At 62.9% G+C, this 23,211-nt stretch carries 22 protein-coding genes and 1 pseudogene; 18 read left to right on the forward strand and 5 right to left on the reverse strand.

The features are described 5' to 3' along the window. Nucleotides 1-3 precede the first annotated feature (3 nt). From AB4074_RS13690 to AB4074_RS13720, 7 genes are all read left to right on the forward strand, one after another. The gene (locus tag AB4074_RS13690) at nucleotides 4-507 is read left to right on the forward strand and encodes a GNAT family N-acetyltransferase (protein ID WP_441413866.1); all 504 of its coding nucleotides are present in this window, start codon (nucleotides 4-6) and stop codon (nucleotides 505-507) included. A gap of 56 nt (nucleotides 508-563) precedes the next feature. Further along, nucleotides 564-1,454, forward strand: coding sequence for a spermidine synthase (locus tag AB4074_RS13695; protein WP_441413867.1), 891 nt, complete (start codon nucleotides 564-566; stop codon nucleotides 1,452-1,454). A 210-nt stretch (nucleotides 1,455-1,664) separates the two neighbouring features. Then, nucleotides 1,665-2,690, forward strand: coding sequence for a LacI family DNA-binding transcriptional regulator (locus AB4074_RS13700; RefSeq protein WP_441413868.1), 1,026 nt, complete (start codon nucleotides 1,665-1,667; stop codon nucleotides 2,688-2,690). Between the two features lie 145 nt (nucleotides 2,691-2,835). Further along, nucleotides 2,836-4,134: an extracellular solute-binding protein gene (locus AB4074_RS13705; protein ID WP_441413869.1), complete on the forward strand. Its 1,299-nt coding sequence runs from the start codon at nucleotides 2,836-2,838 to the stop codon at nucleotides 4,132-4,134. A gap of 80 nt (nucleotides 4,135-4,214) precedes the next feature. Beyond that, on the forward strand, nucleotides 4,215-5,177 hold the full coding sequence (locus AB4074_RS13710) for a carbohydrate ABC transporter permease (RefSeq protein ID WP_441413870.1): 963 nt from the start codon (nucleotides 4,215-4,217) through the stop codon (nucleotides 5,175-5,177). Nucleotides 5,178-5,223: 46 nt separating this feature from the next. Next, nucleotides 5,224-6,066 (forward strand): carbohydrate ABC transporter permease, encoded by an 843-nt coding sequence (locus AB4074_RS13715; protein ID WP_441413886.1) that lies wholly within the window; start codon nucleotides 5,224-5,226, stop codon nucleotides 6,064-6,066. Nucleotides 6,067-6,109: 43 nt separating this feature from the next. Further along, nucleotides 6,110-7,600, forward strand: a complete 1,491-nt coding sequence (locus tag AB4074_RS13720) for a glycoside hydrolase family 32 protein (RefSeq protein WP_441413871.1) — start codon at nucleotides 6,110-6,112, stop codon at nucleotides 7,598-7,600. 118 nt (nucleotides 7,601-7,718) lie between these two features. On the opposite strand, the gene AB4074_RS13725 is transcribed toward AB4074_RS13720, so the two are convergent. After that, nucleotides 7,719-8,615: a LysR family transcriptional regulator gene (locus AB4074_RS13725; RefSeq protein WP_441413872.1), complete on the reverse strand. Its 897-nt coding sequence runs from the start codon at nucleotides 8,613-8,615 to the stop codon at nucleotides 7,719-7,721. A gap of 129 nt (nucleotides 8,616-8,744) precedes the next feature. Between AB4074_RS13725 and AB4074_RS13730 the strand changes: the two genes are divergently transcribed. The 8 genes from AB4074_RS13730 to AB4074_RS13765 all read left to right on the forward strand — a co-directional run bounded on the left by AB4074_RS13730 (nucleotide 8,745) and on the right by AB4074_RS13765 (nucleotide 17,994). After that, the gene (locus AB4074_RS13730; protein ID WP_441413873.1) at nucleotides 8,745-10,124 is read left to right on the forward strand and encodes an MFS transporter; all 1,380 of its coding nucleotides are present in this window, start codon (nucleotides 8,745-8,747) and stop codon (nucleotides 10,122-10,124) included. After that, complete coding sequence (locus AB4074_RS13735) at nucleotides 10,121-10,864, forward strand: 3-hydroxybutyrate dehydrogenase (protein WP_441413874.1); 744 nt, start codon at nucleotides 10,121-10,123, stop codon at nucleotides 10,862-10,864. The genes AB4074_RS13730 and AB4074_RS13735 overlap by 4 nt, the downstream gene beginning before the upstream one ends. 45 nt (nucleotides 10,865-10,909) lie before the next feature. Further along, nucleotides 10,910-12,052, forward strand: coding sequence for a diguanylate cyclase (locus AB4074_RS13740; RefSeq protein ID WP_441413875.1), 1,143 nt, complete (start codon nucleotides 10,910-10,912; stop codon nucleotides 12,050-12,052). 163 nt (nucleotides 12,053-12,215) lie between these two features. Continuing rightward, nucleotides 12,216-13,652 carry a GH32 C-terminal domain-containing protein gene (locus AB4074_RS13745; protein ID WP_441413876.1) on the forward strand — a complete coding sequence of 479 codons (1,437 nt, stop codon included), beginning with the start codon at nucleotides 12,216-12,218 and terminating at the stop codon, nucleotides 13,650-13,652. A 45-nt stretch (nucleotides 13,653-13,697) separates the two neighbouring features. Further along, nucleotides 13,698-15,032 carry an ABC transporter substrate-binding protein gene (locus tag AB4074_RS13750; protein WP_441413877.1) on the forward strand — a complete coding sequence of 445 codons (1,335 nt, stop codon included), beginning with the start codon at nucleotides 13,698-13,700 and terminating at the stop codon, nucleotides 15,030-15,032. Nucleotides 15,033-15,078: 46 nt separating this feature from the next. After that, entirely contained in the window at nucleotides 15,079-15,960 is an 882-nt protein-coding gene (locus tag AB4074_RS13755) for a carbohydrate ABC transporter permease (protein ID WP_441413878.1), read from the forward strand. Further along, the gene (locus tag AB4074_RS13760) at nucleotides 15,957-16,862 is read left to right on the forward strand and encodes a carbohydrate ABC transporter permease (RefSeq protein WP_234754003.1); all 906 of its coding nucleotides are present in this window, start codon (nucleotides 15,957-15,959) and stop codon (nucleotides 16,860-16,862) included. Before AB4074_RS13755 ends, AB4074_RS13760 begins: the two co-directional genes overlap by 4 nt. A gap of 121 nt (nucleotides 16,863-16,983) precedes the next feature. Further along, nucleotides 16,984-17,994, forward strand: coding sequence for a LacI family DNA-binding transcriptional regulator (locus AB4074_RS13765; protein WP_441413879.1), 1,011 nt, complete (start codon nucleotides 16,984-16,986; stop codon nucleotides 17,992-17,994). Here AB4074_RS13765 and AB4074_RS13770 read toward each other — a convergent pair. Together AB4074_RS13770 and AB4074_RS13775 are read right to left on the reverse strand one after the other, a co-directional pair. Continuing rightward, nucleotides 17,972-18,202, reverse strand: a complete 231-nt coding sequence (locus AB4074_RS13770) for a helix-turn-helix domain-containing protein (RefSeq protein ID WP_441413887.1) — start codon at nucleotides 18,200-18,202, stop codon at nucleotides 17,972-17,974. The two genes, AB4074_RS13765 and AB4074_RS13770, sit on opposite strands and share 23 nt — an antisense overlap. Before the next feature lie 2 nt (nucleotides 18,203-18,204). Further along, complete coding sequence (locus AB4074_RS13775) at nucleotides 18,205-18,489, reverse strand: hypothetical protein (protein WP_441413880.1); 285 nt, start codon at nucleotides 18,487-18,489, stop codon at nucleotides 18,205-18,207. Nucleotides 18,490-18,743: 254 nt separating this feature from the next. On the opposite strand from AB4074_RS13775, the gene AB4074_RS13780 reads away from it, so the two are divergent. Then, a complete protein-coding gene (locus AB4074_RS13780; RefSeq protein WP_441413881.1) occupies nucleotides 18,744-19,409 on the forward strand; it encodes a hypothetical protein in 666 nt (221 codons plus the stop codon). 27 nt (nucleotides 19,410-19,436) lie between these two features. Here the strand turns inward: AB4074_RS13780 and AB4074_RS13785 are convergent, their stop codons facing one another. Together AB4074_RS13785 and AB4074_RS13790 are read right to left on the reverse strand one after the other, a co-directional pair. After that, nucleotides 19,437-20,072 (reverse strand): LysE family translocator, encoded by a 636-nt coding sequence (locus AB4074_RS13785; protein WP_441413882.1) that lies wholly within the window; start codon nucleotides 20,070-20,072, stop codon nucleotides 19,437-19,439. Nucleotides 20,073-20,143: 71 nt separating this feature from the next. Then, complete coding sequence (locus AB4074_RS13790; protein WP_441413883.1) at nucleotides 20,144-21,616, reverse strand: amino acid permease; 1,473 nt, start codon at nucleotides 21,614-21,616, stop codon at nucleotides 20,144-20,146. 296 nt (nucleotides 21,617-21,912) lie between these two features. Between AB4074_RS13790 and AB4074_RS13795 the strand changes: the two genes are divergently transcribed. Both AB4074_RS13795 and AB4074_RS13800 read left to right on the forward strand, forming a co-directional pair. Next, a complete protein-coding gene (locus AB4074_RS13795; RefSeq protein WP_441413884.1) occupies nucleotides 21,913-22,716 on the forward strand; it encodes an IclR family transcriptional regulator in 804 nt (267 codons plus the stop codon). A gap of 252 nt (nucleotides 22,717-22,968) precedes the next feature. Beyond that, nucleotides 22,969-23,211 (forward strand): annotated as a pseudogene (locus AB4074_RS13800) (urocanate hydratase); the annotation flags it as partial.

Below are 23,211 nucleotides of genomic sequence, written 5' to 3' on the forward strand. Positions count from 1 at the left end.
CGAATGGAATTTACCCTCCGCCCGGCAACGGTGGACGACGCCGAGCCCCTGACCCGCATGCAAGTGGCTGCCTGGCGGGAAAGTTACGGTCACCTTTTGCCCGAGGAGTTCTTCGCCTTCCGTGAGGCCACCATCAACACGCGGATCGAGATGCAGTGGGAAGCCTTGGCGGGTTCGTACAAGCCGATGCTCGCCCACGACGTCGACGGTGCCTTGGTGGGCATCGCCTCCGCTCGCGAGGCTCCGGATGAGGACCGGCCCTGCGAGCTGCAACTGCAAGTGATCTATACGCTGCGTCGCGTGCACGGTTTGGGCGTGGGGCAAGCGCTGGTGGACGCCGTGATCGGCAACTCTGCCGCCTTTCTTTGGGTGCTTGAAGACAATCCACGGGCCCAGGCTTTCTATCGCAAGAACGGCTTCCGGGCCGACGGAACGCGCCAGCTCCTGCCGCCGGAATGGCACGAACTGCCGGAGATCCGGATGGTGCGTGCCGCCGTCGGGGGCTGACCGCAAGGCAGCGGCGTCAATTAGGGTTGAAGCATGACCGGAAGAGGGCGGCTGTAGTGGCGAAGCGTGGCAAGGGCAGGGGAGCCGGGCAAGCTGCCGGGGTCATCGAGGTGCCCGCGGGCACGAAGCCGAACGGTCCCGTGGAGGGCGTCTACTACATCGACACGGGCGACTGTGAACTCGTTGCAGACCCGGACAACTCCAACGGTTGGCTCCTGAAGATCAACGGCGTCATGAGCTCGCATATCGATGTTGCAGAGCCGTTGTTCCTGGACTTCGAGTACATGCGCTGGATTGCGGCGCTGGTGGAATCCAAATGGCCCCCCGAGTCCAGGCCGAAGCTTCGTGCGTTGCATCTCGGCGGCGGAGCATGTTCCCTGGCCCGGTACTTCCACGCCGCCTACCCGGACGCGCGCCAAGTGGTGGTGGAGCTCGACGGCAAGCTGGCCGACTACGTGCGCGGCTGGTTCGATCTCCCGAAGGCCCCGTTGCTTCGAATCCGGGTGGGCGAAGCCAGGGAAGTCACGGAAGCCCTCACCCCGGGCACGCGCGACCTCATCATCCGGGACGTCTTTGCCGGCGCCCTCACCCCGAGGGCGCTGACAACCCGTGAATTCAACGATCACGCGTCGAGGGTGCTGGCGCCGGGCGGCCTTTATGTGGTGAATTCAGGAGATGCCCCCGACCTCAAGAACGCCCGCGAGGACGCCGCCACCATCGCAGACACCTTCGCGCACACCATGATCATTGCCGATCCCGCGATGCTCAAGGGCCGGCGATACGGAAACATGATCATGGCCGGCAGCCACGAGCCCTTCGGCGATGATCCCCAACTGGCCCGAAAACTCCTCGGCGGGGCGGTGCCCGCGCATATCTGGAACGATGCCAAGGTCCGGGCATTCGCCGTCGGCGCCCAGATCCGGCACGACCCGCGGCCGGCCGCCTGACCCTCGAGCACCTTTGTCGCCGTTCCGCCGGATGCTCGCGCACCGTTTGTGAACGAACGCCGCCAGGGAAAGTGAGATAGCTGAGCGAGCGCCGCCCGGGGGAACAGTCGAAACAGCTTGCAGGTTTCCTACCTACTCCTTGACAGTTGCAAAACGTTTTGGTTACTGTGATCAACACAACATACAAAACGTTTTGCAAAGGGAAAGTCAATGACGACGAAGGTTGGTATCCGCGAGGTGGCGAAAGCCGCTGGCGTGTCCGTGACTACGGTCTCGCACGCGCTCAACGAAGCAACCAGGTTCCGAGTCAACGCCAAGACCCAGCAACACGTCCGGGCAGTGGCCAAAGATCTTGGCTATGCCCCCAACCGGCTCGCCAGCGGTCTGCGGAAGCAACGTTCGAAGATCATCGGCCTGGTCAGCGATGAGATCGCCACTACACCATTTGCCAGCGCCATGATTCTTGGAGCCCAAGACGCAAGCTACGAACGGGGCTATGTGGTGATGGTGGTGGACTCGGGCCTCGACGAGCAGCTCGAACGCGATGAAATCCGTATGCTTCAACAGCATCAAGTGGACGGCTTGGTCTATGCCAAGATGTACCACCAAGTCACCAGGCTCCCCGCGGAATTGAATGCTCTCCCAACGGTCGTTCTGGACGCGGTGACTGACGATGCTTCGGTCTCTTCAATTGTGCCGAGCGAAGTTGCGGCCGCTGAAACAGCAGTTGCCGTCCTCATCAAGGCCGGCCACACGCGAATCGGCATGCTCAATAATCCAGATGACATCCCGGCAACCCGTGGACGCCTCGAAGGCTTCCACAAGGAGTTGTCCACGCATGGCCTCGAAGCGGATCCGCGCCACGTCGTCGTCGTCTCTGTCGCAGACACGAACGGGGGCCGAGAGGCAGCCTTGGACCTCCTGTCCCATGACGACCGCCCGACGGCGTTGTTCTGCTTCAATGACAGGATCGCCATGGGGGTCTACCAAGCAGCGGGAGCACTCGGCCTTCGCATTCCGGAGGATCTTTCGGTGGTCGGCGTGGACAACTTGGAGCTTATTGCGGATGCGTTGTGGCCCGGCCTGACCACCGTCGCCCTCCCGCACTATGAGATGGGGCACTGGGCTGCCACGCAGCTTCTAGACATCCTCGAGAATCCCGACACTCCTCCTGTTCAGGAGATGCTAGCGTGCCCGCTCATCGAACGGGGCTCAGTCGGCCCACCGCCGGAGTGAGCCGCCGACGCATGCCGGCGATATAAGACAGAAACGCCATCCCCAACCGGACCCGTAAAAAAGGGACGCAGCCGCTGCAACGGCCACGTCCCCAGCGGACCCGGGCTCATCAATCACGCGAAAAAATTAGCAGAAAGATTCAGCAATGATGAATAAGCGCTTCACAAAGGTCCTGGTCACCAGCATAACCGCGGCCGCGCTCGTCGCCGGCCTCGGCGCGTGCGGCAAAGGCAGTGCATCGGCCACCACAGGTGGCTCCAACGAAATCACCTTGTGGACCCACAACGCCGGCAACCCCGACGAGCTCAAGGCCATTCAGGGCATCGTTGACTCCTACAACGCCAGCAGCTCAGCCAAGGCGAAAATCAAGCTCCAGGCGTTTCCGCAGGACTCCTACAACGACTCAGTGGTATCTGCCGCTGCGGCAGGCAAGCTGCCTTGCATCGTGGACATTGACGGACCCAACGTCCCCAACTGGGCCTGGGCGAAGTACCTGCAGCCACTGAAAATCTCCGCTGACTTGTCGGGCAACCTGCCCAGCACGGTTGCAAAGTGGGATGGCCAGACGTATGCCGTGGGCTACTACGATGTGGCCCTCGCCATGCTGGCACGCGCCTCCGACCTCAAGGCAGCCGGCGTGCGCGTGGCCACCATCGACAAGCCATGGACGAAGACCGAGTTTCAGGATGCGCTAACCAAGCTGAAGGCCTTGGGCAAGTGGGACTATCCGCTGGACATGGGGACTGCGGGAACCGGTGAATGGCTGCCCTACGCCTACTCGCCGTTCCTGCAGTCCGCCGGGGGCGACCTGGTCAACCGTGAAGGCTTCAAGACAGCGGACGGCACCTTGAACAGCGATAAGGCCGTGGACTGGGCCAACTGGTTCCGTGGATTGGCTGATCAGGGGTTCATGGCCAAGAAGAGCGGCAAGGACAGCACCCAGGACTTCCTGAACAAGAAGAGCGCGATCGTCTATACCGGTTCCTGGTCCGCGGACAAGGCCAAGGCCGCGCTCGGTGACGATCTCGTGGTCATGCCGTCGGTTGACTTGGGCGCGGGGCCCAAAATTGGCGGCGGATCCTGGCAGTGGGGCGTGACCAGCCAGTGCCAGAACACTGATGCTGCCATGGACTACGTCTCCTACTCCCTCAAGCCGGAGAACGTGGCAGCAGTAGCCAAGGCCGCGGGAACGATTCCGGCCACCGACGCGGCGGCGGCCCTTGTGCCCGCCTACGCCCCAGGCGGCGCTGACCACGTCTTCATGGACTTCTCCCGTAAGTACGCCGTGATGCGCCCGGAGACTCCGGCTTATCCGTTCATCGCCACCGAATATGGCAAGGCCGTTCAGGACATCCTGGCCGGCGCCGATCCCAAGACTGTCCTGGACAAGGCGGTCAAGGCGATTGACGCCAACATCAAGTCCAACGGCGACTACAAAAACTAGCCAGCGGTGATGGGCTCCGACGACGGCGGCCGGCAACTGCCGTCGTCGGGCCTCGCCCCTGCCGGTTACTGGAGAATCCAATGACAACCAAATCCCTCCCGACACGTTCACGCCCTCCCGCCACCAAGGCAGAAGCGCCACCGCCGGTCCGCCGTCGCCGGCTCCACGCCAGCCGTATCCGCGAGCAGATCAGCGGCTGGGGAATGATCGCCCCTGCCGCGATCCTGCTGCTGGCATTCGTTTTCCTCCCTGCGATCATGGGATTCGGCCTCGCCTTCACCAACGCCCGGTTGATTTCTCCGAGGCCGATCGAATTCGTGGGAGCGGACAACTTTGTCCGTCTCTTCACCGATCCCACCTTCTGGCGTTCACTGCTCAATGTCACCTACTTCGCGGTCGTCGTGGTCCCCGTTCAGTCCGCGTTGGCCCTGGCAATGGCGTTGCTGATCAATAAGAAGTTCCGTGGGGTGAACTTCTTCCGGACCATCTACTTCCTGCCGGTGGTGACCTCCATGGTGGTGGTGTCCTTGCTGTGGCTCTTCATGTACCGCAAGGAAGGCCTGATCAACGAGCTCTTGTCCAACTTGAGCTTTGGCTTGATCCATGGCCCGGACTGGCTCAACGATCCCGCAACCGCCATGCCGGCCATCATCGCGCTCTCGATCTGGCAGGCCGCCGGCTTCCACATGATCATTTGGCTTGCCGGCCTGCAAAGCATCTCCGGCGAGTTGTACGAGGCGGCGCAGCTGGACGGCACCAGCCGTTGGCAGCAGTTCCTCTACGTCACATGGCCGGGCCTCAAGCATACGCGGAGCCTGATCCTGGTGACCATCACCATCCAGGCACTCGGCCTTTTTGACCAAGTCAATGTCATGACCCAAGGTGGCCCGCTGGACTCAACAACCACCATCATCTTTGAGGCTGTCCGCTCCGGCTTCAAACAGCAGGAGACTTCCTACGCCTCGGCCATCTCGCTGGTGTTCTTTGTCATCGTGCTGCTTATCTCCGCCGTGCAGCGCTACCTTACCCGAGAGAAGGACTGACGTGAAAAGCGCTCCTCAACTCAAAGTCCTTAACAACCTGGGCGCCATGCTCGTGCGGATCCTGTTCGCCGTCGTCGCGGCCTTCCCGATCATTTTCATGATTGTGTCCTCGCTCAAGCCCGACCAGCAGATCTTTGGGGACATGTCCTCCGTGGCGGCGTTCCTGCCCATCGGCAATATCTCCCTGGACAATTACGCCGCCGTGTTTGACCGCGTTCCCGTCACCCGCTTCCTTGTCAACTCGATCGGCATTTCAGCCGTGACTGTTGTCCTGGGCATCTTCATCAATAGCCTGTGTGCTTTCGCTTTGTCCCGCATCCAGATCCGGGGCAAGAAGATCGTTTTCACGGCCGTCCTTGCCACGCTGATTGTTCCTTTCCAGACGCTTGCGCTGCCGCTCGTGTGGTGGGTCAACCAGCTGCCGTGGCTTGAAGTCAACGGCTTCAGCATTGAGTTCAGCAAAGGTTGGCTCGACACCTATCAGGTTCAGATAATTCCCTTCATTGCCAACGCCTTCTCGATCTACCTGTACCACCAGTACTTCGAATCCATTCCCAAGGAATTGGACGAGGCCGCCAGGATCGACGGCGCGGGATGGTTCAAGATCTATCGCCAAGTTGTCATGCCCCTTGCCGGGCCGGCGACCGCAACCGTGGCAATCCTGACGTTCCTGCCAGCTTGGAACTCGTATCTCTGGCCGCTCATGGTGGTCCAGTCCGAGGAACTGCGTCCGGTGCTGGTCGGCATCCAGTACTTCTTCCAGCTCAACGTTTCCTGGGGCGAAGTGATGGCCTATGCCTCGCTCATCACGGTTCCCGTGGTGGTTCTGTTCATTGCCTTCCAGCGCTCGTTCATCAACAGCATTGCGTCCAGTGGCGTTAAGGGCTGACATCCTTCCGCAGCTCCAATCTTTGAAAGCAGACAACACTCGCATGAACGTAACCACGGACCTTGAGTGCCGGTTCCGGCCGCGGCATCATTTCGCGGCGGAACGGAACTGGCTGAACGATCCCAACGGCTTGCTCTACGCCAACGGCCGCTATCACCTGTTCTTCCAGCACAACCCTTTCGGGGATGTCTGGGGAAACATGTCTTGGGGGCACGCCACCTCTACCGACCTGGTGAACTGGGTTGAACAGGCGGTGGCCATCCCGTGCGACGAGCAGGAAGCGATCTACTCCGGCTCCGCAGTGCTGGATGTCCACAACACCTCCGGCTTCGGCACCCCGGACTCCCCGCCGCTCGTGGCAATCTACACCAGTGCCTACACAGCACGATCACCTCTGGGGGGCCGGCAGGCGCAGTCCCTCGCGTACAGCACGGACGACGGTATGACGTGGACAAAGTATGCCGGTAACCCGGTGTTGGACCGGGCTTCCGCGGAGTTCCGCGATCCGAAGGTCTTCTGGTATGACGGCGCAGCGGGAAGCTATTGGGTGATGGTGGCCGTCGAAGCGCAGGACCGCGAGGTTGTCATTTACAAGTCTTCGGACCTGAAAAGCTGGGACTACTTGAGCTCCTTTGGCCCGGCGAATGCCACCGCAGGAGTCTGGGAATGCCCCGACCTCTTTGAACTCGCGGTCGACGGCAACGCGGAGAACAGCAAGTGGGTCTTGATCGTTAACCTGAGCCCGGGCGGGATTGCCGGCGGCTCCGGCGGGCAGTACTTCGTCGGCGAGTTCGACGGCGTGACGTTCCGTTCTGAAAGCACGGTCACCGAGGGTATGCAGGCCGATGACAGCCGCATGGCTGAGTATGGCTGGCTGGACTGGGGGCGTGACTACTACGCGGCGGTCTCCTTCAATAATGCCCCGGGCGGCCGGAGGCTCATGATCGGCTGGATGAACAACTGGCAATACGGCGCCGAGACGCCTACTACGGGATGGCGCAGTGCCATGTCGCTCGTTCGCGAGGTCAGGCTCGCCACCCACAGCGGCAAAACGCTGCTGCTGCAGAATCCTGTGATGCCCCCCGGCGAGCGGCTTTTCAGCCTGGAGCGCCAAGCGATATCGGCCGGAACCACATGGCTGTCGCCCGATGCCACGGGCGAGGTCTATGGACTCGACGTGGAGTTCGAACCGGGTGACGGCGGAGAAGTGGGCTTACTGCTGCGGGTGGGTGGTGAAGAACGCACGGTGCTTACCTACGATGCGACGGCCGGAGTCCTTCGCCTGGACCGCCGCCGCTCGGGAAACACCGCCTTCCAAGAGACCTTCGCATCGATTGAGTCGGTGCCTGTTCCCTTGGAGGATGGGCGCCTGCGGCTGCACATTCAAGTAGACCGCTGTTCGGTGGAAGTCTTCGCACAGGACGGGCTGGCAACCATCACGGAGCTGGTCTTCCCCGGCGAGGACAGCACCGCTCTGGGGATATTCGCCGAACGGGAGGGTGGCACCCTGGTGAGGTTCGACGTCGTGCATTAGCCCGAGCGCCAGTCCCCACCGGACGCTCGTTCACCTCTGGGGATGTCAACCAGATGTGAGCGAGCGTCCGCCGGTTTGGGCCTATATGTGAGCGAGGGTCGGCGCCGCACGTTGCAGCTCAGCGGCGCGCCAGGAGCAGCTCGCGGTGGGCGGCCGTCTCCTCTTGAAGGGCATGCACGACGGCGGCAACAGCGGGGCGGCGCATCGAGTCGGGCCGCAGGACCATCCAGTAGGGGAGTAGCTCCGCGAAATCCGAGGGGAGCAGCCGTACGAGGTCCGGGTGCCGGTCCGCCATGAAGCACGGCAGGAAGCCGATACCGGCCCCGGCGCGCGTCGCCTCAACATGGACGAAGACGTTGGTGGAGCTCAAGCCGTCGCGCATGGATGGGACCAGCCGGCGAGGGGCATCGAGGTCGTCCACTTGCAGCATGGAGTCCACGAAATAGACCAGCTGATGCCGCGTCAGCTCGTCCACGGTGCCGGGTACGCCGTGAAAAGCCAAATACTCGCGCGAGGCATACATTCCCAGCATGTACTCGCCCAGCAGCACAGCCTCGGCCCGGTGCACCTGGGGTTCGCCCACCACCACTTCGAGGTCCAGGCCGGAACGCTGTTGGAGCGCCCGGCGTGTCACGGTGATGATCTCCACGGTGAGGCCGGGATGCGATCGCCGCAAGCGCGCCACGGCCGGTGCCGCGATGTACGCGCTGAAACCGTCAGTTGCGGTCATGCGTACGACGCCGGCAATCGGGTCCGGCGCGCGGTCCTCCGGTCCCAGTGTGCCCACCGCCGCTTCGATCCGCTCTGCCACGCCCACCGCTTCGGCTCCGAGTTCCGTGACTTCCCAGCCGCCTGCCGCCCGTGCGAGGACCCGGCCGCCGAGCGCTTTCTCGAGCGCGGCGATCCTGCGGGAAACGGTGGTGTGGTTCAGTCCCAAGGCTTGGGCCGCCGTCGTGAACTTACCTGAGCGCGATACCGCGAGAAGGACCAGGAGATCGTCTGGATTCGGATTCATATCTGCAATTCTGCACACACTTAGTGCCATTTTGGTTATTGAAGCCGCAGTAATGTGCGGCAATACTCATTGGAGCATTTCGTGTTGTGGATCACAACGCGTGTCAGTGTGGACACTAAGGAGATGGACATGAGCGTAGGACAACGCTCCGCAGCCGGCGCCGCAGCGACCGGTAAAGGCGCAGGCCTCAAGAAGATCGTCGCCGCCTCGATGGTGGGCACGGTGGTGGAATGGTACGAATTCTTCCTCTACGCCACCGCCGCAACGCTGGTTTTCGGCAAGTACTTCTTCCCGCCCACCGGCAACGACCTTGACGGCATCATCCAGGCGTTCCTGACGTACGCGGTGGGCTTCGTGGCCCGGCCCTTGGGCGGCATCGTCTTCGGCCAGATCGGAGACAGGCTCGGCCGCAAACCCACCCTGCAGCTCACCATTGTGATTGTCGGCGTGTCCACTTTCCTCATGGGTTGCCTCCCCGGCTTCGCCGACCTCGGTTACTGGGCGCCGGCCATGCTCGTGGCGCTCCGCTTCATCCAAGGCTTCGCACTGGGTGGCGAATGGGGTGGCGCGGTGCTGCTGGTGGCAGAACACAGCCCCAAGGAGTCCCGCGGATTCTGGTCAAGCTGGCCGCAGGCCGCGGTTCCCGTCGGCAACCTCCTCGCCACGCTGGTCCTCTTCATCATGTCCACCACCCTCAGCAGCGCAGCATTCCTCAGCTGGGGATGGCGTGTGGCGTTCTGGCTCTCCGCCGTCATCGTCTTCGTGGGCTACTACATCCGCACCCACGTGACCGAGGCCCCGATCTTCCTTGAGGCGAAGGCCCAGGTGGAGAAGGAACAAGCCATCAGCTACGGCGTCGGCGAAGTCATCCGCAAGTACCACAAGGGCATCCTCCAGGCCATGGGACTGAGGCTCGCGGAGAACATCATGTACTATCTCGTGGTCAGCTTCTCCATCGTGTACCTCAAGAGCGTGGACAAGTACGACACCTCCTCCTTGCTGCTCGCCCTCCTGATCGCGCACGTTGTCCACTTCGTGGTCATCCCGCAGCTCGGCCGGCTCGCAGACGTCTGGGGGCGCAAGCCGGTTTACCTCATCGGTGCAATCAGCGGTGCGACCTGGCCGTTCTTCGCCTTCCCCATGTTCGACACCAAGAACCCCGTGGTAATCGTTGCCGCCGTGACCATCGGCCTCTGCCTGCATGCCTTCATGTACGCAGGGCAGCCGGCCATCATGACCGAGCTCTTCCCCACCCGGATGCGCTACTCGGGCGTCTCCCTTGGCTCGCAGGTCACCTCGATCTTCGCCGGTTCGCTGGCCCCGCTCTTGGCGACGCAGTGGCTCAAGGACACCGGTTCCTGGATGCCCACGGCGATCTATCTGGTGATCGCCTGCGCCATCACTGCCGTCGTCGTCTTGACGCTCAAGGAGACCCGCGGAGTGGCGCTGGAAGACGTTGACAACGCCGACGCCGTTCGCCACGGCCTCCCCATGGCGGCCCGCGCATGAGTCTCGAGGGCCGCAAGGCCCTGGTCACCGGCGGGGCGGGCGGCATCGGCGCAGCATGTGCCACGGCCCTCGCCGCGCGGGGCGCGAAGGTGGTAGTGGCCGACGTCGATGCCGCCGGAGCCGCGGCGCTCGCCGACAAGCTGGGCGGCACGGCCTGGGCCGTCGACTTGCTCGACACTGAGGCCCTGGCGGGGCTCAGCCTGGATTGCGACATCCTCGTGAACAATGCCGGCATCCAGAAGGTTGCCCCCATCGAAGAATTCGAACCGGCAGACTTCCGCCGCATCCTGACCCTTATGCTCGAAGCCCCTTTCCTCCTCATCCGGGCAGCACTCCCGCACATGTACGCCAACGGATTCGGCCGGATCATCAACATCTCCTCGGTCCATGGGCTGCGGGCGTCGGCATTCAAGAGCGCGTATGTCTCGGCCAAGCACGGGCTCGAGGGGCTCAGCAAAGTGACGGCCCTTGAGGGTGGCCAGCACGGGGTCACTTCCAACTGCATCAATCCGGGATACGTGCGTACGCCCCTCGTCGAGAAGCAGATCGCGGACCAGGCACTGCTGCACGGCATCCCTGAATCGGAAGTCCTGGCGAAGGTCATGCTGACGGAGTCCGCGGTGAAGCGCCTCGTGGAGCCGGAGGAAGTAGCGTCGCTGGCCGCGTGGATAGCGTCCGACGACGCCGGCATGGTCACCGGGGCCAGCTACACGATGGACGGGGGCTGGTCCGCCCGTTAACTTACCCCTCGATGTCGTAGGCTGGTGCCCACGAGGGGAGCGCATATGGGTCTCGATCCGGTCAGCCTGAAGATAGCTCTGGGCATTGTCGCTTTTACGCTCTGCCTGCTGTTTTTCGGATCGTTCCGCCGGACCCGCTCCTCGTACAGCGGGTGGTGGTGCCTCGCCCTCGTTTTCCTGCTCTCGGGGAACATGGCGTACCTGCTCGCCGGGACTTCCCAGCAAGTCTGGGCGGGGCCACTCGGCAACGCTTTACTCGTGGCCGGGGCGTTCAGCGTGTGGGCCGGCTCGCGCTCCCTGCGCTTGCTTCCGACGCCGCGATGGCAGCTCCTCGCCGGACCCGTCGCCACGGCTGTGGCCGCCACGCTGGAGAACCCAGCCACCAACGCATGGTCCGGCGGCCTGGTGTATTTGGCCATGATGTCCTTGGGCATGGGTTTGGCAACGGTTGAACTCTGGCGGTTGAAGCCCAGCGTTTCACAGGCCCATCGCTCCTTGGCGCTCGCCGCAGGAGTGCTGGCGTCGTTCTTCTTCTGCCGCGGGATCGCATATGTCGTTGAAGGACCCGACGGTCCGGATTTCGGCACCTTTCTCAGCTCGGGAACCACCAGTGTGGTCACCATCGTCCTTCTTGTCACCGTGTCCTTCAGTATGACTGCGCTGAGTAACGAGCAGCTCATCAACGGGCTCAACGAACGCGCCACCCGGGACGGCCTGACGGGGCTCCTGAACCGTACCGCGTTCATAGAGCTGGCCACCCAGGAGATCGGCAGGCTGCACTCCGCGGGATCGATCTCCACGTTGATCCTCGCCGACCTCGACCATTTCAAATCACTCAACGACAGCCATGGCCACGCCGCGGGCGACACCGCCATCCAGGCCTTCGCCGCGGCGTGTCAGGCCTCGGTCCGCCACACAGACCTTGTCGGGAGGTATGGCGGAGAGGAATTCACCATCCTGCTTCCGGGGGCCGATCTCGAGAGTGCAGAAATCATTGCCAACGAAATCAGCCGCCGTTTGGCCTCGGCAGAACCGCCGGACGGTGTCACCTTCCCCACTGTGAGCTATGGCATCGCCCCCAGCACCCTCGCCAACGCCGACGTTGCCCACATGATCGTGGCCGCCGACAAAGCCCTGTACCAGGCCAAGTCCCTTGGGCGGAACCGCGCGGTCTGCGCAACTGCCTAGCCGCGTACCCAGCCGTCGTGCGCTAACTCCCGCACCGCCGGGCCGATCCCGCAGCCTTCGGACCAGTCCGCCAAAATAATCTGCTTAAACGCTTGATCAAAAGTGTGACCTCGGTTACGCTTGCAGTGATCAAACGCTTTAGCAGAAATGGACATCAACGCCGATGACTTACTCAGTCTTCTTCCGACCCACCGATGGATGGGTCGGAGACGTGATCCCGTTCCAGAAGGACGGCGAGTTTTGGCTTTTCTATCTGCACGAGGTGCGGAGCGACCCGAAGCCGGGAACGTCCTGGAATCTTGTGACCACCAAGGACCTCACGCGGTTCGAGGACCATGGAGTGTCGCTGCGTCATGGCGGGGAGGGCGAGGCGGACTTCAACGCCTACACGGGCAGTGTTGTGTGTGACGAGTCCGGGATACACCACCTGTTCTACACGGGACAGAATCCTCGGCACCTCGGCTCCGACGGGGCCCCGCTGCAACTCGTCATGCATGCCACGAGCACGGACGGAATGCTGACGTGGATCAAGCATCCGGAACTGACCTTCGGCGCCCCGGCAGGCTACGAATCCGGCGACTGGCGCGATCCGTTCGTCTTCAAGGACGAGGTAAGCGGTAAGTGGCGGATGCTGTTGGCCGCACGGCACGCGGACGGTCCGGACCGCCGCCGCGGAGTGATCGCCCAATGCCTCTCCCAGAACCTGATGGATTGGGAGCATGCCGAGCCGTTCTGGGATCCCCGCCGGTACATCACGCACGAATGCCCGGACGTTTTCGCCTGGGGCGACTGGTGGTACCTGGTCTATTCGGAATTCTCCGAGTCCTTCACCACGCGCTACCGCATGGCGAAAAGTCCCGATGGGCCATGGATCGTGCCAGCGCGGGACACCGTTGACGGCCGCGCCTTCTATGCCTCGAAGACGGCCGAGCGGGATGGCCGCCGGTTCTTCTTCGGCTGGATCGCCAGCAAGGAGGACAACCGCGACGACGGCGCCTGGCAGTGGGCGGGCACGATGTCCGTCCTCGAGGCCCGCCAGAACGACGACGGCACCCTCGCGTTTTCCTTTGCCGACGAGCTTGTCGAGAGCTTCTGGGACGAGATCCCGGTAACCTTCGGCAGCGCCCTTCCGGAGGTGCTGCATGCTCCCGACGGATACTCGGCCTTGGTGTCCGATGAGGTCCTCCCGCGGCAGTTCTACGCCCGGGCGGTGCTGCAGATAGAACCCGATACCACCGAATGCGGCCTGCTGCTCCGCTCAAGCCCGGACGGGGACGAGTCCTACATCATCCGCCTGGAACCGAAGCGCGGGCGCATGGTGTTCGACCGATGGCCCCGCCAGATCAGCGGCGATGCGCAATGGCACGTCTCGGGGGATGTTCCCTTCGAGATCGAGCTGGAACGCCCCTGCGAGCTCGTTCCCGGAGAGCACACCCTCGAAGTTGTCGTGGACGGGGACCTCTGCGTCGCCGTCGTCGACCGGCAGGTCGCCTTGAGCACCCGGATCTACGGGCTGCCGGACGGCCGGATCGGCGTTTTCGCCGGTGAAGGCACCATCGCTCTCACTGACCTTGAGATACGTAAGCGCACAGACAACTAAATACCCAGCGTCAGACCTCCGTTCAAATCAAAGGAGATTTCCCCCATGAAGAAGCTCATACGAACGGCCGCCGTAGCAGCGGCCGCAGCCCTCGCACTCTCCGCCTGCGGCGGTGGAGGGGCCGGCAGCGCCTCCAACGTCAACCCCACCGGAGACATCAAACCGCGGCAAATCTCGTGGCTTCTGTCCCGGCCGGCTGACGGTGCAGTCATCAACGTCATGAAAAAGGTGGCCGACGAGTATGCCCAGACCCATCCCGGCTTTTCCCTCAACCTGATCACGACCCCTGACCGGCCCTCGTACATCCAGAAGTACGAAACCCTCGCCGCGGCAAACAAGCTTCCGGAGCTGTTCGACACGGACGCTACCCCCTTCGCCCAGCAACTCGCCAAGCAAGGCAAGATGGTCGACGCCGAGAAGCTGCTCAAAGACCTCGGTGTCTACGACACTTACCGGACGAACGCCCTGAATTACCAACGCTTCGACGACGGATCCCTCTACATGATCCCGTTCCAGTTCGAGCTCGAGTACTTTTGGTACAACAAGGCCCTTTTCCAGCAGGCTGGAGTGTCAGTGCCGAAGTCACTCGACGATATCCCCGCGATGTGCACCGCCCTGCGCAAGGCCGGCATCACCCCGCTCGCTCTTGACGGCCAGGACCAGTGGCCGCTTGAGCGCTACGTCTCCTACCAGCCCTTCCGCGACGCCGGACCCGACTTCGTGCAGAAGCTCAAGAAGGGTGACGCGAAGTTCAGCGACGCCACCGGCCAAAAGACAGTCAACTGGATAAGCCAGCTCGGAGGGGCCGGTTGCTTCCAGGACGGCTTCTCCTCGCAGGGCTACTCTGACGCCCAGAACCTCTTCACCTCCGGCAAGGCCGCCATGTACAACATCGGCACTTGGGAACTGCCCAGCCTCGCTACCGACAAGCTGAATCCGGCGGTGCGCAACGACGTCGACTACTTCACGCTTCCGGCCGCGCCAAGTTCCGCCACGGCCGCCAACGAGTACGTGGCAACTTCAGGTATAGGGATGGCGGTCAACTCGAAGACCTTCGACCCGCTCGTGAGCGACTTCCTGAAATTCGCCCTCGCCAAGTACCCCTCGGAGTACGCGGCCACGGGTGCCCTCTCGCCGACGACAAACGTCCAGACGACGATTCCAGCCAACGCCACGCCACTGTACAAAAAGGCAGTCGACCAGGCGAAGGATCTCGGATCGAAGCTCGCGATGCCGTGGGACACGCAGCTTGATCCGACCACCAACAGCAGGCTGCAACAAGAGCTCGTGCTCTTGGCCCAGGGCAATGTCAAGCCTGCCGAGTTCACCAGCACGATGGATAGCACCATCGCACAGAACGCTCCCAAGTTCTTCAAATAACACGCAGCGGTGGGGGGCCCAGGCCCCCCACCCGAAAGGCACTCCCATGCTTCCCAACCGATCACGACTCTCGGTCCTGGTCTTCCTGCTTCCGCCGCTGCTTCTCTACGGCGTCGCGGTGCTGTTCCCGATACTGCAATCGCTGTTCCTCAGCTTCTTCTCCTGGAACGGCATCAGTGACATGGAGTTCGTGGGCTTCGCAAACTACGTGCACATGCTCACCGGCGACGGCGTGTTCTGGCGTTCCTTCTTCAACGCCCTCGGCTACCTCGCCATCTGCCTCGTCCTCCAATTGGGCGGCGCGTTGTTCGTCGCCAGCCTCCTGACCTCGCTGCGAAGAGGCCGCGAGCTCGTCAAAACCCTGTATCTCCTGCCTGCGGTGATCTCGACGGTGGCCATCGCCTTCCTCTTCGTGCGGATCTACTCGATCGATCCGGTGGGGCTTCTCAACCAAGTCCTCGGCTGGATCGGTCTGGACAGCCTTGAGCGCCCCTGGCTTTCGGACGTCAATACTGTCCTCGCGGCCGTTTCAGCACCCGAAGGCTGGCGGTTCACGGGGCTCTACATGCTCATCATCTACGCCGCGCTGCTTGCCGTCCCGCAGGAACTTGAAGAGGCGGCACGCCTGGACGGCGCCAACCGTTGGCAGCTGTTCACCAAGATCAGGTTCCCCCACATCCGGCCCGTATGGATCACCACCACCATCATGGCCACGACCTACGGCCTGCGCGGATTCGATATCCCCTACCTCATGACCAACGGCGGTCCCGGCCAGTCCTCGGAGCTCCTGACGACCTACATGTACAAAACCGCTTTCACCAGCACCGACTTCGGCTACGCCAGCACCATCTCGGTGTTCATCGTGGTCGAGTGCCTCGTCGCCGTCGGATTCATCTTGCTCATGCTCAAACGAAAGGCTGACGCATGACCGCGCAAACAGCCCCGGTTACCCGGCCGATCCCTGCCCCGCCAAGCAGCCCGGCTCCCCGACGTCGGCGGCGCAAGCCAAACGTCTTCCGAAGCTTGTCGAGGGTGCTGATCGTCCTCATCGTCGTCGTGCAGGTCTACCCCCTCGCCTGGCTGTTCCTCACGAGCCTGCGCAACGAGCACGACTTCGCCACGGGTGATCCCTTCGCACTGCCGAGTTCCATCAGCTTCGACAACTACGCCCGCGCTTTCCAGACCGGCAACCTCGGCCAGAACATCCTGAACAGTTTCATCGTCACGATGGGTGCCAACCTCCTGATCGTCCTGCTGGGCATGATGGCAGCGTATGCGTTGCAGGTCCTCGGATTCCGGTTCAGCAAATTCGTCCGGGGCCTCTTCCTGATCGGCATCATCGTGCCGGTGCAGATCGCGCTGGTGCCGCTGTTCATCGACTACTCGTCCGTGAACCTGCTGGACACCTACCAATCGATGATCATCCCCTTGGCGGGGTTCGCCCTTCCCATGTCGATCTACCTCTTCTCGTCATTCTTTGAATACATTCCCCGCGAGACCTATGAGGCAGCCTCCCTGGACGGCGCCGGCCCGTACCGGATCTTCGGACTCATCACCCTTCCGCTCTCCACCAACACGGTAGTGACAGTGGTCCTGGTGAACAGCATCTTCATCTGGAACGACTTCATCTTCGCGAACACCTTCGTGCTTTCCGAAGGGCTCAAGACCATCCCTCTGGGGCTGCAGAACTACATCGGCGCAATGGGCAAGGTCGACTGGACCGCGACGTTCGCCGCTGTCTGCATCACCATCACCCCTTTGCTGCTCGTGTTCCTTGTCCTCAACAAGGCGATGATCCAAGGCCTCGAGAGCGGGGCGACGAAGGGGTGAGGACGAGGCCACTGGATAGACTGTGAGGGGAGGGCCAATGACGTCTGAAAAAAGCTTGAGAGAACCCGAGGTTAACCCCTCGCATCCACCGGCGACTCCGAGGACGAGTCATCCGGTCACGATGCGGGACGTGGCGGAAGGGGCTGGAGTCTCCGTTGCTACGGTTTCCCTGGTTGTTAACAACAAGAAAGACGCCAGGATCGGCGCCGGGACCCGCAAGCGCGTCCTGGACACCATCCGCGAACTGGGATACCGCCCGAACGCCCTCGCGAAGAACCTCGTGAGCGGCAGTTCACGGTTCATTGGCCTCGTCGCTGACGCGATCGCCACGACTCCCTTCGCGGGGCAAATCATCCACGGCGCCCAGGACGAAGCTTGGAAACACGGATTCGTGCTCCTGGTCGCCAACACCGAGGGCGACGAGCCTGTCGAAAAAGACGCCATCTCGATGATGCTCGAACACAAGGTTCGCGGCATCCTGTACTCCACCTGGTTCCACCGCCCAACGGAGATCCCCGAAGCGTTGCAAGAGACAGACTTCGTACTGGTGAACTGCTTCTCCCCGGACTCCGACGCCTTGGCCGTGGTCCCGGATGAAGTCCATGGCGGACGGGAAGCCACCGACATCCTCCTTCGCAAGGGTCACCGGCGGATCGCCTTCATCAACGCCACGATTCCTGCACCGGCGAAGGACGGACGCCTCCAGGGCTACCGGGAAGCGCTCGAATCCGCGGGAATCGCATTCGATCCGCACCTCGTGTTCGACGCCTACCCTGACCAGGAAGGCGGGTACGGAGCAGTCGAGGAACTCCTCAAACGCGACGTCACGGCAGTCTTTTGCTACAACGACCGCATGGCCATGGGTCTCTACGACGGGCTGAAGCAACAGGGGTTGTCCATTCCCGATGACATGGCCGTGGTGGGTTTCGACAACCAGGAAGTCATCGCCGCCCACATGCGGCCACCGCTGTCCACCGTCGCGCTGCCGCACTACGAGCTCGGCGCCGCGGGTGTGCGCTTGCTTCTCGGCGTCGACGAACCGGCGGGGAGCCCGGTAGTTAAGCTTGAATGCCCGCCGGTGGAGCGTGATTCCGTTGGACCGATTACCCTCACTGCTCCCCGGCTGCCTTAGGGGGATTCTGCTCAGCCTCGTCAACGGCGGAATGCTCAATGTAGGACTCCACCGCCGATTCCGGAACGCGGTATGACCGCCCGAACCGCACCGCGTGGATGGCGTGCGAGTTCACGAGGCGGTAAACGGTCATTCTGGATACCCGCAGCGCCTGGGCAACCTCGGCGATTGTCATGAACCGGTCGCCTGGAATGCCGGCGGCGGACATATTCACCACGGCCTCCGCAATTGGCGGTAGTCGTAGTAGACCAGGGTGCCACCCGTTGGCACGACGGTTCTCAAGCCAATCGATGGGCCTTTGATGACGACCACCACGCCTTCCTTGGACCCGTTGAAGGGATCGTCTCCAGCCACGTAGTCTCCCACCTTGAAAGGGGAGACAGTCGTTTTGGCCTGTTTGGATGCCCGCGAAAAGACCTGGCAAAGTCGCAAAGCCAGCGCATGGCGGCGCTGCTTGCGCATCCGAGCAGCGTGCCTTGAGTAAGGATCGAACATCGGAATCACTCCTTTGCAGTCGCGATCTTCCAACGGTAGGCGCCGACCACACGCAACACATGAGTGACTTGCACCCGTTATGGCACATGGGCCACTCACGTCACTTGGACCACTACTCGGACAAGCACCCCAGCGCAACCAAGTGGTGACCCGAGTAGTCCGGGCAAAAGACGGGTAGGGGTTACGCATGCCAGGCCGGGCGAACAGTCCATACGCTCAAAGAAAATGTTCCGTCAGGTCTGGGAGGGGGAACAATGCAACGAGCGGCAAAAGCAGGAATTGTCGTTGCGGGGGTGGTGGCGGTCGGGCTGGCGGGGGCGATCACCCTCAACGCCACGCAGACATCATCAAACTCGATTGCCGGCGCCGCGCCGTCGGCCATTGTCAGTGCAGCGGCTTCTGCACCCGGTGCCACCAGGACACCGGCAACGACGCCGAGTGCCACCGCTTCAGCGCCAGCCGCCAGCGCTTCCGCCAGCGCTGCTTCCGCCAGCGCTTCCGCCAGCTCCCCGCCTTCAAGTCAGGCCCCGGTCCCTGCCCCGGCGAGCAGTGCCAAGCCCGATGCCCCGGTGCCGGCGCCAGCCGTGCCAGCTCCGGCCCCCGCGGCGCCTGCTCCTGGAGCGCAGGGCCTTGACGCGGACGGGATCCAACGCATCAAGGACAGCTGCACGGCGCGGCTGCAGAGCGATGCGGCGCACTCCTCAATTGTGACCGGAACGGTGGTGCCCCGGCCATTCACTGTGGTCTCGATCGCCTTCTCCGGGAACCCCGTGCAGTCAACCGCGGCCTCCGGTCTGGCGTCGTACGACATCCTCATGAAGATCACCCTCAAGCTTGTCGATGGTCCTGCCCAGGACAGCGTGCGGGTTTGCCGGGTCTACGACTCGGACTTGCACGTGGATTGGCTTCCTGCCGGCTGAGTCCGCAGTTGCATCTGGTCCTAGGCGCTAAGACTTGGTGCCTGTAAGCGCCAAGGTTCCGCCGAGCCCGATCATCATGACCCCGCCCGTGGCACCGAGGGTGGAGATCCGCCGCGGGGAGCGGGCAAACCAGTGGCGTGCCGTGCCCGCTGCGAGGGCCCAGATACTGTCGGAGATCAGGGCGATCACCAGGAAAACACTTCCGAGTTCGGCGAGCTGAAGCGGAATGCTGCCGCTCGAATATTCCACGAACTGGGGCAGCACGGCCACGAAGAACACGATCGATTTCGGGTTGCTGGCACCGACGACAAAACCCTCGCGGATGAGCCGCCACATGGACCGCGACGGTGCGGGGCCAGCCGCCGTCGAACGCCCGCCGCGGTGGCGGATCGCCTGAACCCCGAGATAGACCAGATACGCCGCGCCACCAAACTTGATGATGGTGAACAGCACGATCGATTGCGCCAGGACCGCACCAAGCCCGAGCGCCACAGCGATGATCTGCGGAACCATGCCAAGCGCGTTTCCGAGCACGCTCAGGAGTCCGCCTTTGCGGCCGAGGGCGAGGGAGCGTCCAATCACGAACAGGACGCTGGGACCGGGGATGGCGATGAGGACCAGTGCGGCCAGCGCAAACGCCAGGAGGTTGGTGAACGGAACCATGCCTGATAATAGCGCTCGCCGGCGGTGACGGTCGATGGCTAGTGGGGGCAGCCGCCGTCGGGCAGTGTCCGCTAGTGCCGCTGGACGATCACGGGGATCGAGGCTGTTTCGTCAACGAGATCCGCACGAACGCGCCCGCCGCCGCGGACCCACAGCTTGTAGGCCAGCACCAGCAGTCCGAGCCACACGGCGCCCACGTACAAAGCCACTCGGGTGTCCTCGAAGACGCCAAGGATGACGATCACCAGGGCCATGAAGGCGATGGTCAGCACGGATGCTGCCGGCCACCATGGCGATGCGAATTCCGACGCCGGGAGCCCCTTGCGCTTGATCTCGCGCTTCATGGCGACGTGGGAGGCGAGGATCATGACCCACACCCACACCGTCGCGAAGGTGGCGATGGAAGCGATCACGAGGAACACGTCCTCGGGAATCACCGCGTTGAGCACCACGCCCACCAGCAGGATGCCGCCCATGAGGACCACAGTCATCCAGGGAACACCGTGCCTTGAGATCTTGCCAAAGCTCTTCGGAGCATGTCCTTGCTGGGAAAGCCCGAAAAGGATGCGTCCGGCGCCGAAAATATCGCTATTGATGGCTGACAGCGCAGAAGTGATGACCACGGCATTGAGGATGTGGGGCGCCGCGGGAATGCCGAGGCCGCTGAAGATCTGCACAAACGGGCTGCCGTTGTTCCCGATTTCATTCCAGGGGAACAAGCTCATGAGCACGCCGAGCGTCAGGACGTAGAACAGCAATACACGCACCGGGACGGTGTTGACGGCCTGCGGAATGACCTTCTTGGGGTCGGCGGCTTCGCCCGCAGTGATGCCGATCGTTTCGATCCCGCCGAAGGCGAACATGACGACGGCGAACGAGGCCAAGAGCCCGCCGAAACCGTTCGGGAACAGGCCGCCATGGTCAACGAGGTTCCCCAGCCCCGGTGCCGCGCCGCCATTTCCGGAGTGGAAGCCGAACACGATGATCGCAGCGCCGCCCGCAATCATGGCGATGATGGCCACGACCTTGATGAGCGAGAACCAAAACTCAAGCTCGCCGAAGACCTTCACGCTCAGGAGGTTCATGGCGCCAAGGAGGAGGATGATCGCCAGGACCCAGATCCATCGGTCCACCTGCGGGAACCAGAAGCCCATGTAGATACTGAACGCCGTCACGTCCGCGATCGCCACGATGGCCATTTCGAAGACGTAGGTCCACCCGGTGATGAACCCGGCCAGCGGTCCGAGGTAGCGGCTGGCGTACTGGCCGAACGAGCCGGAGACGGGGTGGCGGACGGCCATTTCGCCAAGGGCACGCATCACCATGAAGACGGCGGCGCCACCGATCATGTAGGCGAATAGAACCGACGGGCCGGCCTTTTGGATGGCAGACGCGGAACCGTAGAAGAGACCTGTCCCGATGGCCGATCCGAGGGCCATGAAGCGGATGTGGCGGACATTGAGGCCACGGCTGAGAACGGTGGTTACCGCGCCTTCGACGACTTTGGTGGCCGGCGTTCTGACGGCGGTTGGGGCTTGCTGCATGCGAATACCTTCTCGTCATTGGGAGGGGGCTATTAACCAGCAGAACATTCCGGAGTGGGCTGTGATGGGTCTCACGGCACATCGTTGTCTCGGTTCTCAGACGCTTCGCTGTTGAGTGGTTGATGACCAGGCGCCTTAGGCGCAAATGTCTGGTATTCCAGACAGCTTAATGTTCTGATTGGCTTTCCGATCCACTCCATGGGGCGCACGCTTAAGTACGGGATCCCGGACACCCGCCTTGCTGCCTTGTGGCGGAAGGGGTGAGCCGGGCACTACCGTGCACTCGAAGAGGAGCCATGTCCATACAGCCGTCCACTCAAGGCCGGGCCGCTTCCAAGGTCCCGGCCGCCGAGAACACCCTGCGCATCCTGAAGTTGCTCGCTTCCCGTCGTGGCCCGATGGCAGCGTCCAACATCGCCACGGCGCTGGGCCTGCCCCGGTCCAGTGTCTATCACCTGCTTGGCGTCATGGAGGCCAATGGCTTCGTCCTGCACCTTCATGAGGAGCAGCGCTACGGGTTGGGAATCAGCGCCTTTGAACTCAGTTCCGCATACTCGCGGCAAGAGCCCTTGTCGCGGCTCGGCCGCCCCATGCTGGCCGCCCTTGTGGATGCGATCGGCGAGAGCGCCCACTTGGCCGTCCTGCACGGCCGCGATGTGCTCTACATTGTGGAGGAGCGGGCCAAGAACCGCCCGTCCCTCGTGACCGACGTCGGGGTCCGGCTTCCCAGCCACCTCACCGCCAGCGGGCGAGCGATCCTGGCCGCACTGCCGAAATCGCAGGTCAGGGCCCTGTACCCGAATGCCGCAGCCTTTACGGCCCGGCACGAGATGGAATCGCCCATCATGAAGTACTCGGCCTTGTCCTCGCACTTGGACCAGGTCCGGCAGCGCGGCTACGCCACCGAACACGGCGAAGTCACGCCCGGCTTCGGCTCGGTGGCCGCAGCCGTCACCGACCATTTGGGATGGCCGACGGCGGCAGTCGCCGTGACATTCCTCGAGGACCGGGTGCCGGTTGAGGAATGGCCCGCCCTGGCCGCCCGAATCCAGAAAACAGCGGACGAACTGTCGATCCGCATCCACGGCCGCCCTTCCTAGCCCGCCCCGCCCAACTGTCCCCACCGCCACCCTCGCCTCGCAAGTCCCCACCGGCTCCCACGGCCAGGGAACCCTGGCGGCGTGGGCCCTCACAGTCGTTTTGGGCGTTCATAACGACAACAACTGCGTGGCAGTTGAGTCTGGCATTCCGGACAGCACCCTCCATAAAGCCATTCCAAGACCCTTGCGGAGGGGCTCTACTGGATACAGAAGCACTTCCACCTAACAACTTCCAGAGACGAAGGAGTCATCATGGCACCCGCCGATTTCACTACCGGAGCCCGTCCGGTCAAGGCCGCGCGCGGCACGGAGCTGACCGCGAAGAGCTGGCAGACCGAAGCGCCGTTGCGGATGTTGATGAACAACCTGGACCCGGAGGTCGCCGAGCGCCCGGATGACCTGGTCGTGTACGGCGGCACGGGCCGGGCCGCCCGGTCCTGGGCCGCGTTCGACGCGATCACCCGGACCCTGGAGACCATGGAGAAGGACGAGACC

It is taken from the genome of Arthrobacter sp. 2MCAF14, assembly GCF_052115645.1.
Classification (GTDB): Bacteria; Actinomycetota; Actinomycetes; order Actinomycetales; family Micrococcaceae; genus Arthrobacter.

Bases quoted from the DNA above. Each gene is read 5' to 3' on its own strand.
- AB4074_RS13690 (WP_441413866.1), top strand. From the start codon at position 4: ATGGAATTTACCCTCCGCCCGGCAACGGTGGACGACGCCGAGCCCCTG.
- AB4074_RS13700 (WP_441413868.1), top strand. From the start codon at position 1,665: ATGACGACGAAGGTTGGTATCCGCGAGGTGGCGAAAGCCGCTGGCGTG.
- AB4074_RS13705 (WP_441413869.1), top strand. From the start codon at position 2,836: ATGATGAATAAGCGCTTCACAAAGGTCCTGGTCACCAGCATAACCGCG.
- AB4074_RS13710 (WP_441413870.1), top strand. From the start codon at position 4,215: ATGACAACCAAATCCCTCCCGACACGTTCACGCCCTCCCGCCACCAAG.
- AB4074_RS13715 (WP_441413886.1), top strand. From the start codon at position 5,224: ATGCTCGTGCGGATCCTGTTCGCCGTCGTCGCGGCCTTCCCGATCATT.
- AB4074_RS13720 (WP_441413871.1), top strand. From the start codon at position 6,110: ATGAACGTAACCACGGACCTTGAGTGCCGGTTCCGGCCGCGGCATCAT.
- AB4074_RS13725 (WP_441413872.1), bottom strand. From the start codon at position 8,615: ATGAATCCGAATCCAGACGATCTCCTGGTCCTTCTCGCGGTATCGCGC.
- AB4074_RS13730 (WP_441413873.1), top strand. From the start codon at position 8,745: ATGAGCGTAGGACAACGCTCCGCAGCCGGCGCCGCAGCGACCGGTAAA.
- AB4074_RS13735 (WP_441413874.1), top strand. From the start codon at position 10,121: ATGAGTCTCGAGGGCCGCAAGGCCCTGGTCACCGGCGGGGCGGGCGGC.
- AB4074_RS13740 (WP_441413875.1), top strand. From the start codon at position 10,910: ATGGGTCTCGATCCGGTCAGCCTGAAGATAGCTCTGGGCATTGTCGCT.
- AB4074_RS13745 (WP_441413876.1), top strand. From the start codon at position 12,216: ATGACTTACTCAGTCTTCTTCCGACCCACCGATGGATGGGTCGGAGAC.
- AB4074_RS13750 (WP_441413877.1), top strand. From the start codon at position 13,698: ATGAAGAAGCTCATACGAACGGCCGCCGTAGCAGCGGCCGCAGCCCTC.
- AB4074_RS13755 (WP_441413878.1), top strand. From the start codon at position 15,079: ATGCTTCCCAACCGATCACGACTCTCGGTCCTGGTCTTCCTGCTTCCG.
- AB4074_RS13760 (WP_234754003.1), top strand. From the start codon at position 15,957: ATGACCGCGCAAACAGCCCCGGTTACCCGGCCGATCCCTGCCCCGCCA.
- AB4074_RS13765 (WP_441413879.1), top strand. From the start codon at position 16,984: ATGCGGGACGTGGCGGAAGGGGCTGGAGTCTCCGTTGCTACGGTTTCC.
- AB4074_RS13770 (WP_441413887.1), bottom strand. From the start codon at position 18,202: ATGTCCGCCGCCGGCATTCCAGGCGACCGGTTCATGACAATCGCCGAG.
- AB4074_RS13775 (WP_441413880.1), bottom strand. From the start codon at position 18,489: ATGTTCGATCCTTACTCAAGGCACGCTGCTCGGATGCGCAAGCAGCGC.
- AB4074_RS13780 (WP_441413881.1), top strand. From the start codon at position 18,744: ATGCAACGAGCGGCAAAAGCAGGAATTGTCGTTGCGGGGGTGGTGGCG.
- AB4074_RS13785 (WP_441413882.1), bottom strand. From the start codon at position 20,072: ATGGTTCCGTTCACCAACCTCCTGGCGTTTGCGCTGGCCGCACTGGTC.
- AB4074_RS13790 (WP_441413883.1), bottom strand. From the start codon at position 21,616: ATGCAGCAAGCCCCAACCGCCGTCAGAACGCCGGCCACCAAAGTCGTC.
- AB4074_RS13795 (WP_441413884.1), top strand. From the start codon at position 21,913: ATGTCCATACAGCCGTCCACTCAAGGCCGGGCCGCTTCCAAGGTCCCG.